The 14,068-nt window shown below is 45.1% G+C and carries 13 protein-coding genes; all 13 read left to right on the top strand.

Translation table 11 applies throughout. The annotated features are described in order from the left end of the window. Positions 1-3: 3 nt before the first annotated feature. Positions 4-1,608, top strand: coding sequence for a pilus (MSHA type) biogenesis protein MshL (mshL, locus tag DPF90_RS16780; protein ID WP_114787474.1), 1,605 nt, complete (start codon positions 4-6; stop codon positions 1,606-1,608). Between the two features lie 9 nt (positions 1,609-1,617). Further along, positions 1,618-2,463: an ExeA family protein gene (locus tag DPF90_RS16775; RefSeq protein WP_114787473.1), complete on the top strand. Its 846-nt coding sequence runs from the start codon at positions 1,618-1,620 to the stop codon at positions 2,461-2,463. Then, positions 2,460-3,503 (top strand): tetratricopeptide repeat protein, encoded by a 1,044-nt coding sequence (locus DPF90_RS16770; RefSeq protein WP_114787472.1) that lies wholly within the window; start codon positions 2,460-2,462, stop codon positions 3,501-3,503. Before DPF90_RS16775 ends, DPF90_RS16770 begins: the two co-directional genes overlap by 4 nt. Then, entirely contained in the window at positions 3,493-5,217 is a 1,725-nt protein-coding gene (locus tag DPF90_RS16765; RefSeq protein WP_114787471.1) for an MSHA fimbrial ATPase MshE, read from the top strand. Before DPF90_RS16770 ends, DPF90_RS16765 begins: the two co-directional genes overlap by 11 nt. 9 nt (positions 5,218-5,226) lie before the next feature. Further along, positions 5,227-6,450, top strand: a complete 1,224-nt coding sequence (locus tag DPF90_RS16760) for a type II secretion system F family protein (RefSeq protein ID WP_114787470.1) — start codon at positions 5,227-5,229, stop codon at positions 6,448-6,450. Continuing rightward, complete coding sequence (locus DPF90_RS16755; RefSeq protein ID WP_114787469.1) at positions 6,434-6,919, top strand: MSHA biogenesis protein MshF; 486 nt, start codon at positions 6,434-6,436, stop codon at positions 6,917-6,919. The genes DPF90_RS16760 and DPF90_RS16755 overlap by 17 nt, the downstream gene beginning before the upstream one ends. A gap of 68 nt (positions 6,920-6,987) precedes the next feature. Next, positions 6,988-7,563, top strand: coding sequence for a prepilin-type N-terminal cleavage/methylation domain-containing protein (locus tag DPF90_RS16750; protein WP_114787468.1), 576 nt, complete (start codon positions 6,988-6,990; stop codon positions 7,561-7,563). A 34-nt stretch (positions 7,564-7,597) separates the two neighbouring features. Beyond that, on the top strand, positions 7,598-8,050 hold the full coding sequence (locus DPF90_RS16745) for a type II secretion system protein (protein WP_114787544.1): 453 nt from the start codon (positions 7,598-7,600) through the stop codon (positions 8,048-8,050). Positions 8,051-8,196: 146 nt separating this feature from the next. Continuing rightward, the gene (locus tag DPF90_RS16740) at positions 8,197-8,694 is read left to right on the top strand and encodes a pilus assembly FimT family protein (RefSeq protein ID WP_114787467.1); all 498 of its coding nucleotides are present in this window, start codon (positions 8,197-8,199) and stop codon (positions 8,692-8,694) included. Continuing rightward, a complete protein-coding gene (locus DPF90_RS16735; protein ID WP_114787466.1) occupies positions 8,672-9,241 on the top strand; it encodes a prepilin-type N-terminal cleavage/methylation domain-containing protein in 570 nt (189 codons plus the stop codon). Before DPF90_RS16740 ends, DPF90_RS16735 begins: the two co-directional genes overlap by 23 nt. Then, on the top strand, positions 9,241-10,029 hold the full coding sequence (locus tag DPF90_RS16730) for a PilW family protein (protein ID WP_114787465.1): 789 nt from the start codon (positions 9,241-9,243) through the stop codon (positions 10,027-10,029). Before DPF90_RS16735 ends, DPF90_RS16730 begins: the two co-directional genes overlap by 1 nt. Next, a complete protein-coding gene (locus tag DPF90_RS16725; RefSeq protein ID WP_114787464.1) occupies positions 10,001-10,423 on the top strand; it encodes an MSHA biogenesis protein MshP in 423 nt (140 codons plus the stop codon). Before DPF90_RS16730 ends, DPF90_RS16725 begins: the two co-directional genes overlap by 29 nt. Further along, positions 10,420-13,899, top strand: a complete 3,480-nt coding sequence (locus DPF90_RS16720; protein WP_114787463.1) for a DUF6701 domain-containing protein — start codon at positions 10,420-10,422, stop codon at positions 13,897-13,899. The genes DPF90_RS16725 and DPF90_RS16720 overlap by 4 nt, the downstream gene beginning before the upstream one ends. Positions 13,900-14,068 lie beyond the last annotated feature (169 nt).

Below are 14,068 nucleotides of genomic sequence, written 5' to 3'. Positions count from 1 at the left end.
TGTATGCGTAAACTCGTTTTGGCAGTTGTTGTTGCATTACTAGCTGGTTGCTCAATGGGGCATCGTGATCCGGTCGAAATAAAAGATGAACTTGACCAAGCTATCGGTGATCTAGAAATATTGCCTCCTTCTGTTGAAGCAGATCTAATGCCGGAGCTTGACCAAGCGGGGTTGCTCGAATCTAAAACGGTTAAGCGTTTTAGAATACAGGCTAATGAGGTCGAAGCGAAAGCTTTCTTCACGAGTTTAGTAAAGGGTACGGAGTACAGTATCGCTCTACACCCAGATGTATCCGGCACCATCACAGTCAATCTACTCGACGTGTCACTCGACGAGGTCTTGTCTGTGGTCAGGGATCTGTATGGTTACCAAGTTGAGACAACAGGCAAAGTCATCCACATATATCCAGCTGGGCTAAGGACCGTGACCATTCCAGTTGATTACCTACAGTTTAAACGAAGTGGCCGCTCAAATACATTTATCACTACTGGTACAATCACCAACACTAGCTCGTCGACTTCGTCATCAAGTGACTCAGATAGTTCCACCTCTTCTACAACCAGTTCTGCTAAAGGTGGAACTGAGATAGAAACCACCAGCGAAAGTGACTTTTGGCCACAACTAGAGCAGGCGGTAGGCCAGTTGATTGGTTCGGGGGAAGGTCAAAGTGTCGTCATCACTCCACAAGCGGGGATTATCACAGTTCGAGCTTTTCCAGATCAAATACGTGAAGTGCAAAACTTTATTGGTGTGTCTCAGCAAAGGTTGCATCGTCAAGTGATCCTAGAAGCGAAAATTTTGGAAGTCACATTAAGCGACGGCTACCAGCAAGGAATAGACTGGTCAAAAGCCTTTACATCGAATGGAACAAACTACCAATTTGGTCAGGGCAGTCCAACCAATCCCGTACCAGATTTACCAGGCTTAGATTCGATCGGATCTTTACTTGGCGGTCCTGGCAATTTGGTCATATCGAGTGGCAGCTTTGATGCAGCGATTAGCTTTATGTCCACACAAGGCGATCTTAATGTGCTCTCTAGCCCAAGAGTGACAGCTTCGAATAATCAAAAAGCAGTCATTAAAGTCGGCAACGACAGCTATTTTGTGACAGATTTTTCTAGCAATACTAGTAGTGGAACGACAGCTTCTGATACTAGTACCGATATCGAGCTCACGCCTTTCTTCTCAGGTATTTCCTTAGATGTGACACCACAAATTGATAATGATGGCAGTGTCTTACTTCATGTTCACCCTGCTGTCATTGATGTTAAGGAAGAGACCAAAGATATTACCAACGGTACTGACAGGGTAACACTGCCCGTTGCGACAAGCTCTATTCGCGAATCTGACTCTGTTATCCGGGCTCGAGATGGTGATGTTGTCATCATTGGCGGCTTGATGAAATCCAATACTTTTGACCAAACCACCAAAGTGCCCTTCTTGGGTGATATACCCGGGCTAGGCCATTTATTTCGTAATACAACTCAAATAACAGAGAAAACAGAGTTAGTGATTTTGCTTAAGCCAACCATAGTTGGCGTGAATACATGGCAAAAAGAATTGGAGCGTTCGCGAGATCTACTTGAAGAATGGTTCCCAGATGAGTAATAACCGCCTATGTATCTTGAAAACTTTGGTTTAACCCAACTTCCCTTTCACTTGACCCCAAATACAGAATTATTCTTAGGTTTGGAGCCTCACTATGAGGCTATTCAGACGGTTCATTCTGCGATTCAAATGGGTGAAGGCTTAATCAAGGTCACAGGCGAGGTGGGGACAGGAAAAACTATGGTGTGTCGCATTTTAGTTAATCAATTAGATAAAGAGGTGCAGCTGGTTTATTTACCTAACCCTGCTCTTGATGGGGATGAGTTACGTAGAGCGATTGCCACTGAACTTGATGTGATACCTACCGATAGCACCACGCTTGTTGGAGATATTCAAGCTAAACTCATAGAGCTAGCCCGTATGGGTGAGCAAGTGGTTTTATTCGTTGATGAGGCTCAGGCATTGAGTGATGAAGCGTTGGAAGTGTTGCGCTTGTTTGGAAATTTAGAGACAGAGCACAGTAAATTACTACAAATTGTTTTGCTCGGTCAGCCTGAACTAGATGTTCGCTTGGAGCAACATCACCTGCGTCAGTTTAGACAGAGAATTACTTTTAGTGCTCAGCTACGAAGACTTACTTTGTCTGAAGTGGTGGCTTATATTGATAACAGACTGGAAAAATCAGGTGCTGAAAATAAGTTATTTACACTTGGACACAAAAAAGCGATTTGGAAAGCAAGTCGAGGAATACCGAGATTGGTTAATCAAATTTGTCACAAGTGTTTAGTGCTAGCATCTAGCCAAGGGTATGAAATGGTGTACAACCGGCATCTGTATAGCGCTATTCATGACACTTATGACAGTTGTAAACCCAAGTTTAAAAGCCCGTTGATATGGGGGTGGAGCATATCATGAGTGTAATTAATAATGCGCTTTCTGAGCTTGCGAAAGGTCGATCGCAACAGTCTGAGCCAGTGGTGAAAGCGCATATCCAACCGATTAAACAGCGTAAAGTATTTCCTTGGGTTGTTGGTAGCTTTACGCTGAGTCTTGCCATTGGCGGCTGGACTCTCTCCGCTCAATCTCCACTTGAAAAGGAGCAAGTGTCAAAGTCTGAAACCTCATCACCAGTGCCTGAAAAAGTACTATCGCCTACGTCCAAACCTTCTGTGAGTACTGACACTATTTACATGGCGGATTCCACACATGTAACCCCTGAAAAAAAACGCGCTGTTATCAGCCTGAGTACGGCTCCTTCAACGTCCTCACCGTCCAGAACGTATAAGGTTACTCAGATAGATAAACCCATCCAACATACACCAGCTCAGTCAGGTGAAATGGTGATCCACCAAGTTGAATTAACGCCAGTACAGTTGGCAGAAAAGGCTCAGCAGAGAGCACGCAAAGCATTAGACAATAATAATCTTGAACAAGCATTAGATGAATATCATCTTTCTCTTCGCTATGAACCCAGCAATATTGAAGTACGCAAGAAGTTGTCAGCTTTGTATTACGGCAAAGGGGATCTGAGAAAGGCAGTTGAAATACTAAACAAAGGGATTCAAATTAATAAAGAATCGGCGGTTCTCAGGTTGTCTCTTGCCAAGTTACTTATTAAAGAAAATCAAAATGATGCCGCACTAACGGCTTTAGTGCATGTTCCAACAAATGCATCTGTTGATTACATCTCACTGAGAGCAGCATTGGCACAGAAGTCGAACCATGATGACATAGCACTAAACAGTTACCAAAGCCTAGTGTCTCTGGATCCTGATTCTGGCCGTTGGTGGTTGGGGTTAGGTATTCAGCAAGAAAGAGCTCTAGATTTACCCAGCGCTGAAGAAGCGTATCAACAAGCCCTAAGTAAACTTGGTCTATCGAGTCAGTCTCAACAATTTATTCGCGATCGCTTGGCTCTTATACGTAAGTTAGAGGAGCGGCCTGATGCAAATTAAACTAAGAAAGCGTCTTGGTGACCTATTGGTTGAAGAAGGAATTATTACAGAACCTCAGGTAGAAGAAGCGCTAGCGGCACAAAAAAGTTCAGGTAGAAAATTAGGGGATACACTGATTGAACTGGGCTTTTTGACTGAGAGCGATATGCTCAACTTTTTATCTCGGCAGCTAGATATACCTTTGATTGATTTAGCCAGAGCGCATGTCGATGTTGATGCGGTACAGATCCTGCCTGAGGTTCATGCACGTCGACTGCGCGCAATGGTGATTGGTCGTCAAGACAATACACTCAGAATTGCGATGAGCGATCCTGCGGATCTATCGGCTCAAGAAGCTTTGCTCGATCAAATGTCACAATACACCGTAGAATTCGTCATTACGCCTGAAAAACAGCTAGTTGATGGCTTTGATCGCTACTATAGGCGTACCAAAGAAATTGCGTCCTTTGCCGAGCAATTGCAGGCTGAGCACCAGGTTACTGATTCATTTGACTTCAATATTGAAGATGAAGACAGTGATGAAGTTACAGTGGTCAAACTGATCAACTCCCTATTTGAGGATGCGATTCAAGTTGGAGCCTCAGATATTCATATTGAGCCTGATGCTGATTTATTGCGTCTACGCCAACGTATTGACGGCGTGCTACATGAAACTCTGCTTAACGAAGTGAATGTCGCACCAGCACTAGTGTTACGGCTTAAATTGATGGCTAATCTGGATATTTCAGAAAAACGTTTGCCGCAGGATGGGCGTTTTAATATTCGCTCCAAAGGGCAATCAGTAGACATTCGTATGTCGACCATGCCAGTGCAGCACGGTGAATCTGTGGTAATGCGTTTACTTAACCAGTCCGCTGGAGTGCGTAAGCTGGAAGAGTCTGGCCTACCAGAACATCTATTAGAGCGCCTAAGGCGCCAGCTGAAGCGTCCACATGGCATGATATTGGTCACAGGTCCGACAGGTTCAGGCAAAACCACCACGCTTTATGGCGCGCTGACAGAGCTCAACCAGCCGGGCAAAAAAATCATCACAGTCGAAGACCCTGTCGAATATCGCTTGTCGCGTGTTAATCAGGTTCAGGTTAACCTCAAAATAGATCTCGACTTTGCCACAATCTTGCGCAGTTTTCTACGCCAAGATCCAGACATTATTCTTGTTGGGGAGATGCGTGACCAAGAAACGGTTGAAATTGGATTGCGAGCAGCACTAACCGGGCATCTGGTTTTAAGTACTTTGCACACCAATGATGCTGTAGATAGCGCGCTGCGTATGATGGATATGGGGGCGCCAGGTTATCTTGTGGCGAGCGCCGTGCGAGCGGTTGTTGCTCAGCGACTAGTCCGTAAGGTATGCCCAGATTGCAAGACAGATGACAAATTAGAAGAGGCCAAAAAACAATGGCTAGCGCAGCGTTTTCCTAATCAAGAACAAGCGTCATTTGTCAAAGGACGAGGCTGCCAAAATTGTAACCTAACAGGGTATCAAGGCAGGATAGGTGTGTTTGAAATGCTCGAATTAGAGCATGAGATGATGGATATGTTAAGGGCCGGGGATGCCGTTGGGTTTGCGTCTGTTGCTCGCCAAGCTGAAAGTTATAAACCCCTTCTGGCATCGGCGATGGAACTGGCTTTACAAGGCGTGGTGAGTTTGGATGAAGTTATGACGCTTGGGGAAGGCGATGCGTCAGGCTCTGTCGATGCTATTTATCTGTAGGGTGTATAGATGCCAATTTTTCGCTATGAGGGAAGAAATTTGGATGGCTCTGCAGCAGCAGGGCAAATAGATGCAGCTAACGAAGAAGCTGCGGCAGAGTCTTTAATAAATAAAGGGGTGATTCCAACCACTATCTCTGTTGGCGGTGGCGGTGGCAGTGCATTAAATTTTGACCTCAAAGCTCTATTTACCCCTTCAATTCCGCTAGAAGTGTTGGTGATATTTTGTCGTCAATTGTACAGCTTGACCAAAGCCGGCGTGCCATTGCTGCGCTCTATGAAAGGGCTGACGCAAAATAGTGCCAATAAGCAGCTCAAAGAAGCCTTGGAAGATGTCGGCCATGAGCTTACTAATGGTCGAGGCTTGTCGGCATCAATGCAAATGCATTCGAAAGTGTTTAGCCCCTTGTTTGTGTCCTTAATCAACGTGGGTGAAAATACAGGTCGTTTAGACCAAGCCCTACTGCAATTGGCAAATTATTATGAACAGGAGGTGGAAACTCGTAAGCGAATCAAAACCGCAATGCGTTACCCAACGTTTGTGATCAGCTTTATCCTCGTTGCTTTATTCGTTCTTAATGTCAAGGTTATCCCTCAGTTTGCGAGTATGTTTTCTCGTTTTGGGGTTGATTTGCCTCTTCCCACTCGGATCATTATTACTACCTCGGACTTTTTTGTGAATTATTGGGGGCTAATTTTGGCGGTTCTACTAGGGGCCTTATTTGCCTTTAAAGCTTGGCAGCGCACTCCCAATGGTCAGGAAAAGTGGGATAAATTTCGCTTACGTATGCCTGTTATTGGTGACTTAGTTAATCGTGCCCAGCTGTCTCGTTTTTCTCGCACTTTTGCTCTAATGCTAAAAGCTGGTGTCCCCCTGAATCAATCATTAGCACTTTCAGCGGAAGCTTTAGAAAATAAGTTCCTAGAAAATCGTTTGCTTGAGATGAAATCATCGATTGAAGCGGGCGGCACTATCTCATCCACAGCCAGCAACAGCCAAGTGTTTACTCCTCTCGTACTGCAGATGTTATCTGTCGGTGAGGAAACAGGTCGTATTGACGAGCTGTTACTTGAAGCGGCAGATTTTTACGATCGTGAAGTCGATTATGATCTTAAAACGCTAACCGCGCGAATTGAGCCTATATTATTAGTAGTAGTTGCAGCAATGGTGCTTATCCTTGCCTTGGGTATATTCCTGCCTATGTGGGGAATGCTTGATGCTATCCAAGGTTGATATGGTGATAAGCCCTGATAGATCGCGACTTGTCCTCTGGCTGGTTGTGATTTGTGTATTACTTTTAACTTTACTGACTGCTGTAGAAAAATTGCAAAGAGATATGTACGAAACAGCTTTTCAGTTGGCGAGTAAAAGAATGCTTGAGAGAGCAGGGTTTTACAAACAGCAATGGATGTTAAAAGGGCAACCAGACCAATTAGAGATTGAAGGACTGCAGATTGTTTTCTCACCCAGCGGGTGGTTGCTGCCGACAAATAATGAGAATACGTCTAGCTGCCAGTCTTGGTTCAAACTCTTGTATCCAGAGCAAAGGGTGCTCGATGAAATACCACAGCAGATAATCGAGAGATTCGATACAGGGTACTATGATTGTAAATATGTCTTTGCTCAGGGTAGGCAAATTCGGGTTCAGTTAGTAGAAGGTAAGTTCAGCATTGGTATTGATAATGGCGAGATTAAAAATTAAAACATTTGACTTGGTTATAATTGGCGCATTAAGTATAATTCGAGCAGCTATTTGGCGGGTTGATAATTATGCAAAGTAAGCAGTCAGGTTTCTCCTTAGTTGAGCTTGTGGTTGTGATTGTGATTGTCGGTTTGTTAGCAGTGGCAGCCTTGCCACGTTTTTTAGATGTCACAGATAGCGCTAAAAAAGCCAGCGTGGAAGGCGTTGCAGGAGGGTATGCCACTGGGGTTTTATCTGCGCGAGCCCAGTGGGAAGCGGAGTCTCGCCCTTCAATCACTCTAAATACAGAAACGTACAACAGTGTTAATTATGATGGCGTGGAATTTTGGCTTACTAGGGCCAAAAACGCCAGCAATACCGATACTGGGTTTCGAGATGGCTATCCATGGGCGGTCAAAAAAACCGGTGATACCAGCTTTCCGGCAGCCTTGACCGATGATATCTGTGTTGATTTGATGGAAAATTTACTGCAAAACCCTCCAGCTGTTGAGGCTGCAACAACGGCCAGTGGTAGCGATAATGTTAAATACTCAGCACAAGCCGAAAATGATGAACGCTGTACTTATATCCAAAAAGTCGGCGGTGTTGACAATCAATTTGTATATGAAATTAAAACAGGCCGCGTTATTGTCACCTTGCAATAGCCGCCCAAGTAATGGATGAGAGAGATGTAGCATGATGAAAAGACAAGCCGGATTTACCCTGATTGAACTGGTTGTGGTGATTGTAATTTTAGGTATCTTAGCCGTAACAGCAGCCCCTCGTTTCCTCAGCCTACAGGGTGATGCACGTGAGGCGAGCTTACAAGGCCTCAAAGGAGCTATCGATGGTGCTGCTGGTATTGTATATGGCAAGGCCGCCATCGAAGGTTTGGAGACTTCCACTACAGCAACTGATGTAACCGCAGGTGGAATAACAGTGAGTACTATTTTTGGTTATCCTACTGCTAATGCCGCTGGAATTGGCGCTGCTGTTACGGGCTTAGACACCGATTGGGCAGTGGCCACAAGTGCTGCTACCTCTATTACTTACGGTTTTACTGGAAGCCCCTCAGCAACTTGTGCTGTGACCTATACACAGGCCACTTCAGGAGCTGTTGCGACTTCTAGTGTTACTGATTCTGGTTGTTAGACACTTGCTAAAAAGGGCCAGCAATGCTGGCCTTTTTCTTATTAAAACTGTTAAGGCGCTAGACTTTTACTTTATGGCAGTCCTAGCGCCTGCAATACTATTTACTACCTATACTCAAAATACACCCACTCTCATGCAAGGTTGATATGTCCAGTAAGCAAAACCAAGGCTTTACCTTAGTTGAACTTATCACCATTGTTATCCTACTTGGGATAGTATCTGCATACGCTTCGAGTCGCTTTATTGGTAAAAGCAGCTTTGATGCCCAGCTTATCGAGCAAGAAGTGCTTTCCTCTATACGCTTAACTCAGCTTCGCTCTATGAATCGCAGTGGATTTTGTGGCCGTTGGTTGATAAGCAATAGCCAAATGATGCAAGTCTCGCCAGCGGTGTCCGCAGGCTCATGCGGCACCACCCTTCCCACAGATACCAGTGACAGCAGTTATGTAAATGGCCAAGAAGCCAATGTTCAGCTTAGCCTCGATGCTGATGGTAATGTCAATTTTATTGATTTTGATGGACTAGGGCGCCCAGCTCAGTGTACCTCCGATTGCACAGTGACTTTAACTGGTCAATCCGGCACGCAGCGCTATATCTGTATCAATGCACAAGGGGGGATCTATGCCAATGCATCAAGTTGCTAAGGCGCGTGGTTTTACTCTGATTGAAATGATCATCGTCATCACTATTTTAGCAATTGCTGTTGGCGGGGTTTCTACTGCGCTGTTTCCAAGAAGTAAACAAAGCGCCGATCAAATTGCGGCCGTTAAGGCGGCTGAGCTTGGTCGTGCCGTGATAGATGAAGTGCTAGGCAGAAACTTTGATCATAATTCAGGTCCAAATGGTGGCTTACCTGAATGCGTTTTGTCCGGCGTGTCAGGGGCGACTTGCACCATATCAGCCGCTTTAGGGCCGGAAACGGGTTCAGGAGAGAGTAACAACACGCTGTATAATGATGTTGATGATTTTAATGGTTTTAATGGCAGCGCGCGAGATGTGCTGGGCGCGCCCCTCAATCAGGGCTATCAAGGTTATAACATTGCTATTGCGGTTTATTATGAGGATTTTAATGGTGGGGTGATGCAAGGCACGCTTTCTGCCAACATCACCAATTATAAACGAATAGAAGTGACGGTAACTGACCGTCAGGGTAACCAGTACCCGTTTGCGGTTATCAGAGGGAACTATTAATGCAACTAGAGCGCTGGCGTGGTTTTACCTTAATTGAAATGGTGATTTCTATTACCTTACTCGGCATTGTAGGGTTATTTATCGGTGAGGTGATTCGTCAATCTTTAGTGTCTTTTTCAGACTCAGCCAGCCGCGAAGCTCTTGTACTGCAGGGGCGTTTCGTCACTGAAAGACTACGCAGAGAAATACGAGAAGCGGTGCCTAATAGCGTGGTTGTCAGCAATGATTGCATTGAAATCTTACCCATTACCAATAGTGCGATTTATATCGACCTTCCTTCTCCTTCAGCGGTTTCTTCTGCAATTCGAGTGTTGCCAATTGAAAAGAACATTCCGGCCAATGAGCGAGTTGCCGTTTACTCAACGAGTGCGGCTGAGCTTAGATCCGATGTGGTGTCGATTGGTCAAACGGCCCAAGTTCTGACAGCGGTTGATTTTGCTGTGAGTGGGGCAATGACAAGTATGGTGGATGTGACTTTGACCCAATCAAGTGGATTTGTGACGCTTAGCCCTGCTGATCGTCTGTATTTCTACCGCGAGCCTGTAGCATTTTGTCTTGTGGGTAATGAGTTATTGCGCTATTCCGGCTATTCTTTAAACAGAGCGTCTTTGGCGCCAGCGTCGCTAAATACTGGAGTTCGAGTTGCGGGTAATCTCACGGATGTGAACTTTATTGTCGAACAGCCACAGTTGCAACGCAACGGTTTAGTGAAAATGGAGCTGATATTTGAGGATAACGGAGAGCAGGTTAGGTTTGACCATGATGCGCTTATTTACAACACACCATAAACAAACTGGCAGTGGCCTGTTGCTGGTGATATTTATTATTGTGGTTGTGGTTGGTTTTGTCGCCGCAGTTGCTAACCGAAACCAAGAGCGCAGCAGCGATCAGTTTATTGCTTCTGTGATCGGAACAAGAGCGGAACTGGCGGCGCGCTCTGCTGCTCAAATCGAGCTTAGCCGTTTCTATCAAACCCCATCTAGCGGCAGCTGCCAATCTCTTTCTGTCCAATCGATTACCCTACAAGGCACTGGCTTTTTTCAGTGCTCGGCGAGCGTTAGCTGTGTCAATGTTGGTCAACTTGATGATAGCCGTAATATTTTCCAGCTCACATCTACAGGCACCTGCAATGTGGGAGATTGGCAATTGCAAAGAGTAATACAAGTCGGGCTTAAACAATGAGACGGATATCTTCTATTGGCTGTTTTTTACTGAGTTTACTCTGTTCCACCTTTGTATATGCGGCCCCCTTGTGTACTGATATTTTTACCGACCCTCCATCGGGAAATCAAAGTCCTAATGGTATTGTTCTCCCGTCTACAGGTGTTATTGGTGCTAAGCGAGGGGACTTGGAGTGTGGTAACGGAAGATGTGAGGTTAATGGGCAAGGTGTTACGGTAGATTTTCCTCCTGGAGACTGGAACTTTAATGATGGTGATCTAAAAAATGGCACCATACTGAATAGTACAGGGACCACTGCACGTTTTTATTTCGATACTCTTACACTGTCAAATGCTGATATTAACGTAGGTGGTAATCCAGAAGACCTATTTATTTATGTTGCCGGTAGTCTTTCGATCACTGGGCAGAACAACGTCAATGGGATCATTTATGTTGCAGGTTCAGTCAACGTTGCTGGTAATGCTGAGATAACAGGAGCGATTGGCGCAGGAGGGGCGTTGACAATCGGAGGCAATAGTGATGTCATTATAGATCCCGATGCGATTACTAATGCTGACTTATTGGATATGTGCGATGGTGGTTCTAATCCATCACCACAATGCTTTAGTGATGATTTCAATGCGGGGTCTTTGTCTGATTTATGGGTTACCTCAACCAGTAAAGGAAGTTTTCAGCCTCAAGTTGTAAGCAACAGACTGAGGTTTACACAGGCGGTTCGCAATCAAGCAACCTCATCGACCTATCAGCGCCTCTTTCCTGCCGCGGATAACTTAGTTGAAATTGAGTTTGATCATTTTGCTTATGGAGGTAATGGGGCGGACGGTATTGCTATTGTTCTGTCTGATGCCCTTATTACCCCCAGAGCCGGTGCTTTTGGGGGCCCTTTGGGCTATGGCTTTAAGCGAAATGAACCTGGTTTTGCAGGTGGTTGGCTAGGGGTTGGTATCGATGAATATGGTAACTTTTCTAGAGAAGGCGGACAAGGGAATAGACCAGGACGCAGGCGGCAATCTGTTGCTATACGTGGATCTGGGGTTGATGAAACAGGTTATCGATATTTGGCGGGCGCATGTAATAATGGACAGACCAATACTAGGGGCAACTGCCTATCTCCTACTGTTGATAATAATAATTCGGGTTCAGTTCATCGTTATCGTATTGTTGTTGATTCGCAAGTCAGTAATCAATCTCAGGTTGAAATTTCACGGAAAATAGGCAGTGGGAGTTGGCAGTCTATCGTTGGTCCAGTCAATGTTTTAGCTAGTCAGTTTAATCAAGCTGCAGTGCCTGCTGATTTTCTACTATCCGTAACCGGTTCAACTGGCGGAAGCACTAACATCCATGAGATTGATAACTTTGAAGTGTGTGCGCTTCGATCGCGCCCCATCGATGAGCAAATCGACCACTTTCGTATCACCCATACGGGACAAGGAGTGACTTGTAATCGCTCTGAAGTCACGATTCAGGCTTGCAAAAATGCGACTTGCAGTGAGTTATTTACCGATACGGTTACGGTTTCGCTCGACCCATCGACTGTTTCAGGTGGTGGCGGTTGGGAAGGTGGCAATTCACAGAGTTTTACTGGTGGTTCAGGGACCTTTTACATTAGAAAATATCAACCTGGCACAATAACTCTGGATGTTATGGGTTCTAATCCACCTGCTCGACCATTTTCTACCAATTTATGCCAAATAGGCAGTGGAGGCTGGAGCGCATCAAATTGCGACCTAGTTTTTTCTGACAGTGGTTTTGAAATTGATGTACCCGATAAATACGCTGCTGAAGCCGTAGAGGTGACGATAAGCGCAGTTAAGCAGGGTGACAGTAATACCAAGTGTGATGTGGGTTTTGGCAATGTGACTAAAAGTGTGGCCCTCTGGAGTCAGTATTTGAACCCTACAGCTGGTGATATTATCGGTGATCCTAAAGTGTCTGTTGATCCGACTGGAACCTATGTTGACCTTAATACAAGTGAGTCAGGAGCGGGTAATTTTAACTTGGCTTTTGATAGTAATGGCCAAACCAAGTTTAATCTTAATTATGACGATGCAGGGCAGTTACAACTGAATGCTAAATTTACTGGTACTGGCGATGAAAGTGGTTTGGAGTTAACTGGGGCTAGTAATTTTGTGAGTTTTCCTGCTTCTCTTGCTGTAGTGGCAAAGAATTCTGCTGGAGTTGAAGAAGAGTGCACCAGTATCGATGCGTTTTGTAATTGGTTTACTAAAGCAGGTGCAAGCTTTAACCTAGAGGTCACAGCGCTAGGTCAAACTAATCAGCCAACGCCCAACTATACACATAGCGGCATCGATGTTGCTCATAAATTGGCATCGCCTGATACTGCAACTTCTCAAGAGGGCACAATAAGCACCGTAAGCTATGATCACTCTGCTGTGGCTGGCAGCACCAATATTGTTCCCCAGTCTTTATCAGAAGTGGGAGTATTTGATTTTACCATTACTCCTCCAGCCACATTCAATGGCAGCACCGCAAGAACCATTGCACCCGCTAAAAGTGTGTATCTGCGTTTTATCCCCGCCTACTTTGCGGCGTCTATTTTTCAATCACCTACGCTGCAAGCGACTTGCAACAACAGCTTTAGCTATATTGGCCAGCCTTTTGGCTATCTCCTTGCTCCCCGTTTAGCGCTAAACCCGAAAGCTACCAATGGTGCTGATGTCACAAATTACCAGTTTGGTGACTTTTGGCGTTATGACAGTAGTTGGCCAACGCGTACATATAGTGATACCAATACCACTGAATCGATTAGTTTTGAACAAGGTGTAGCAAGTGTTGATAGATTTACAGATCCCAATAACGCCTCTGTAGTGCAACTAAATGACGAACAGATCACCTACACCAAAGGTGTGAGCCCTATAAACTCTTTCTCAGCAAATCTTCAGCTCACATTGGGTGTGAGCGATATCACCGATCAAGACAATGTTTGTTATAAAACAGCCGATTCGAATTCCACTAACGATTGCTTAGGTATTAGCTTTAACAGCGACAATGCAATGCAGCTACACTGGGGCAGGTTACTCCTAAATGACACCTATGGCTCTGAGCTTTCTGCACTGAGGCAAAGGCTAGAGCTTCAATATTACAACAGCAACCAGTTTGTCACTAATACCGCAGATGCTTGTACAAACTTTGGTAGCGTCACCAACTTTTCTTTTGTTTCAAGCGATTACACGGTTATCACCAGCGGCAGCCCGACGCCGCCTGTGGTTAATGTCTCCCTAACATCAGCCACGGCTAGCAGTGGCGAGTCTTGGCTTGAGTTTAGTGCCCCTGGTTCTGGGAGTACGGGGTCGATTACCTCATCTTTTGATATGCAAAATAACGGGGTGCCATGGCTTAGAGAGGATGTCGATAATGATGGCAATCTCGATGATAATAACTCGGTGTCGGGGCAAGTTCAGTTTGGTATTTACCGAGGAAGCGATCGCGTTATCTGGTGGAATGAGCAAGACTAGCGTCTTTTCTTAATGTTCAAAAAAACGTCACACTCGATAAATACGCTTTATTGTTTGCTTGATTTTTCGACTTTGGTTAGGAATCTGTTAGAAATAACGGATTTCACCCTATGTTTATAGCTCAACACCTTGCTGATATGGCTAGGCATTGGTACATTTAGTGCAAATT

The organism is Vibrio tetraodonis (assembly GCF_003350295.1).
GTDB lineage: Bacteria > Pseudomonadota > Gammaproteobacteria > Enterobacterales > Vibrionaceae > Vibrio > Vibrio tetraodonis.
Note: the sequence above shows the minus strand (reverse complement) of the source record. Positions and strands in the feature narration are given on the sequence as shown.

Coding starts and splice junctions, on each gene's coding strand:
- DPF90_RS16765 (WP_114787471.1), top strand. CDS start 3,493: ATGCAAATTAAACTAAGAAAGCGTCTTGGTGACCTATTGGTTGAAGAA.
- DPF90_RS16720 (WP_114787463.1), top strand. CDS start 10,420: ATGAGACGGATATCTTCTATTGGCTGTTTTTTACTGAGTTTACTCTGT.
- DPF90_RS16735 (WP_114787466.1), top strand. CDS start 8,672: ATGCCAATGCATCAAGTTGCTAAGGCGCGTGGTTTTACTCTGATTGAA.
- DPF90_RS16755 (WP_114787469.1), top strand. CDS start 6,434: ATGCTATCCAAGGTTGATATGGTGATAAGCCCTGATAGATCGCGACTT.
- DPF90_RS16770 (WP_114787472.1), top strand. CDS start 2,460: ATGAGTGTAATTAATAATGCGCTTTCTGAGCTTGCGAAAGGTCGATCG.
- DPF90_RS16775 (WP_114787473.1), top strand. CDS start 1,618: ATGTATCTTGAAAACTTTGGTTTAACCCAACTTCCCTTTCACTTGACC.
- DPF90_RS16740 (WP_114787467.1), top strand. CDS start 8,197: ATGTCCAGTAAGCAAAACCAAGGCTTTACCTTAGTTGAACTTATCACC.
- DPF90_RS16725 (WP_114787464.1), top strand. CDS start 10,001: ATGATGCGCTTATTTACAACACACCATAAACAAACTGGCAGTGGCCTG.
- mshL (WP_114787474.1), top strand. CDS start 4: ATGCGTAAACTCGTTTTGGCAGTTGTTGTTGCATTACTAGCTGGTTGC.
- DPF90_RS16750 (WP_114787468.1), top strand. CDS start 6,988: ATGCAAAGTAAGCAGTCAGGTTTCTCCTTAGTTGAGCTTGTGGTTGTG.
- DPF90_RS16730 (WP_114787465.1), top strand. CDS start 9,241: ATGCAACTAGAGCGCTGGCGTGGTTTTACCTTAATTGAAATGGTGATT.
- DPF90_RS16760 (WP_114787470.1), top strand. CDS start 5,227: ATGCCAATTTTTCGCTATGAGGGAAGAAATTTGGATGGCTCTGCAGCA.
- DPF90_RS16745 (WP_114787544.1), top strand. CDS start 7,598: ATGAAAAGACAAGCCGGATTTACCCTGATTGAACTGGTTGTGGTGATT.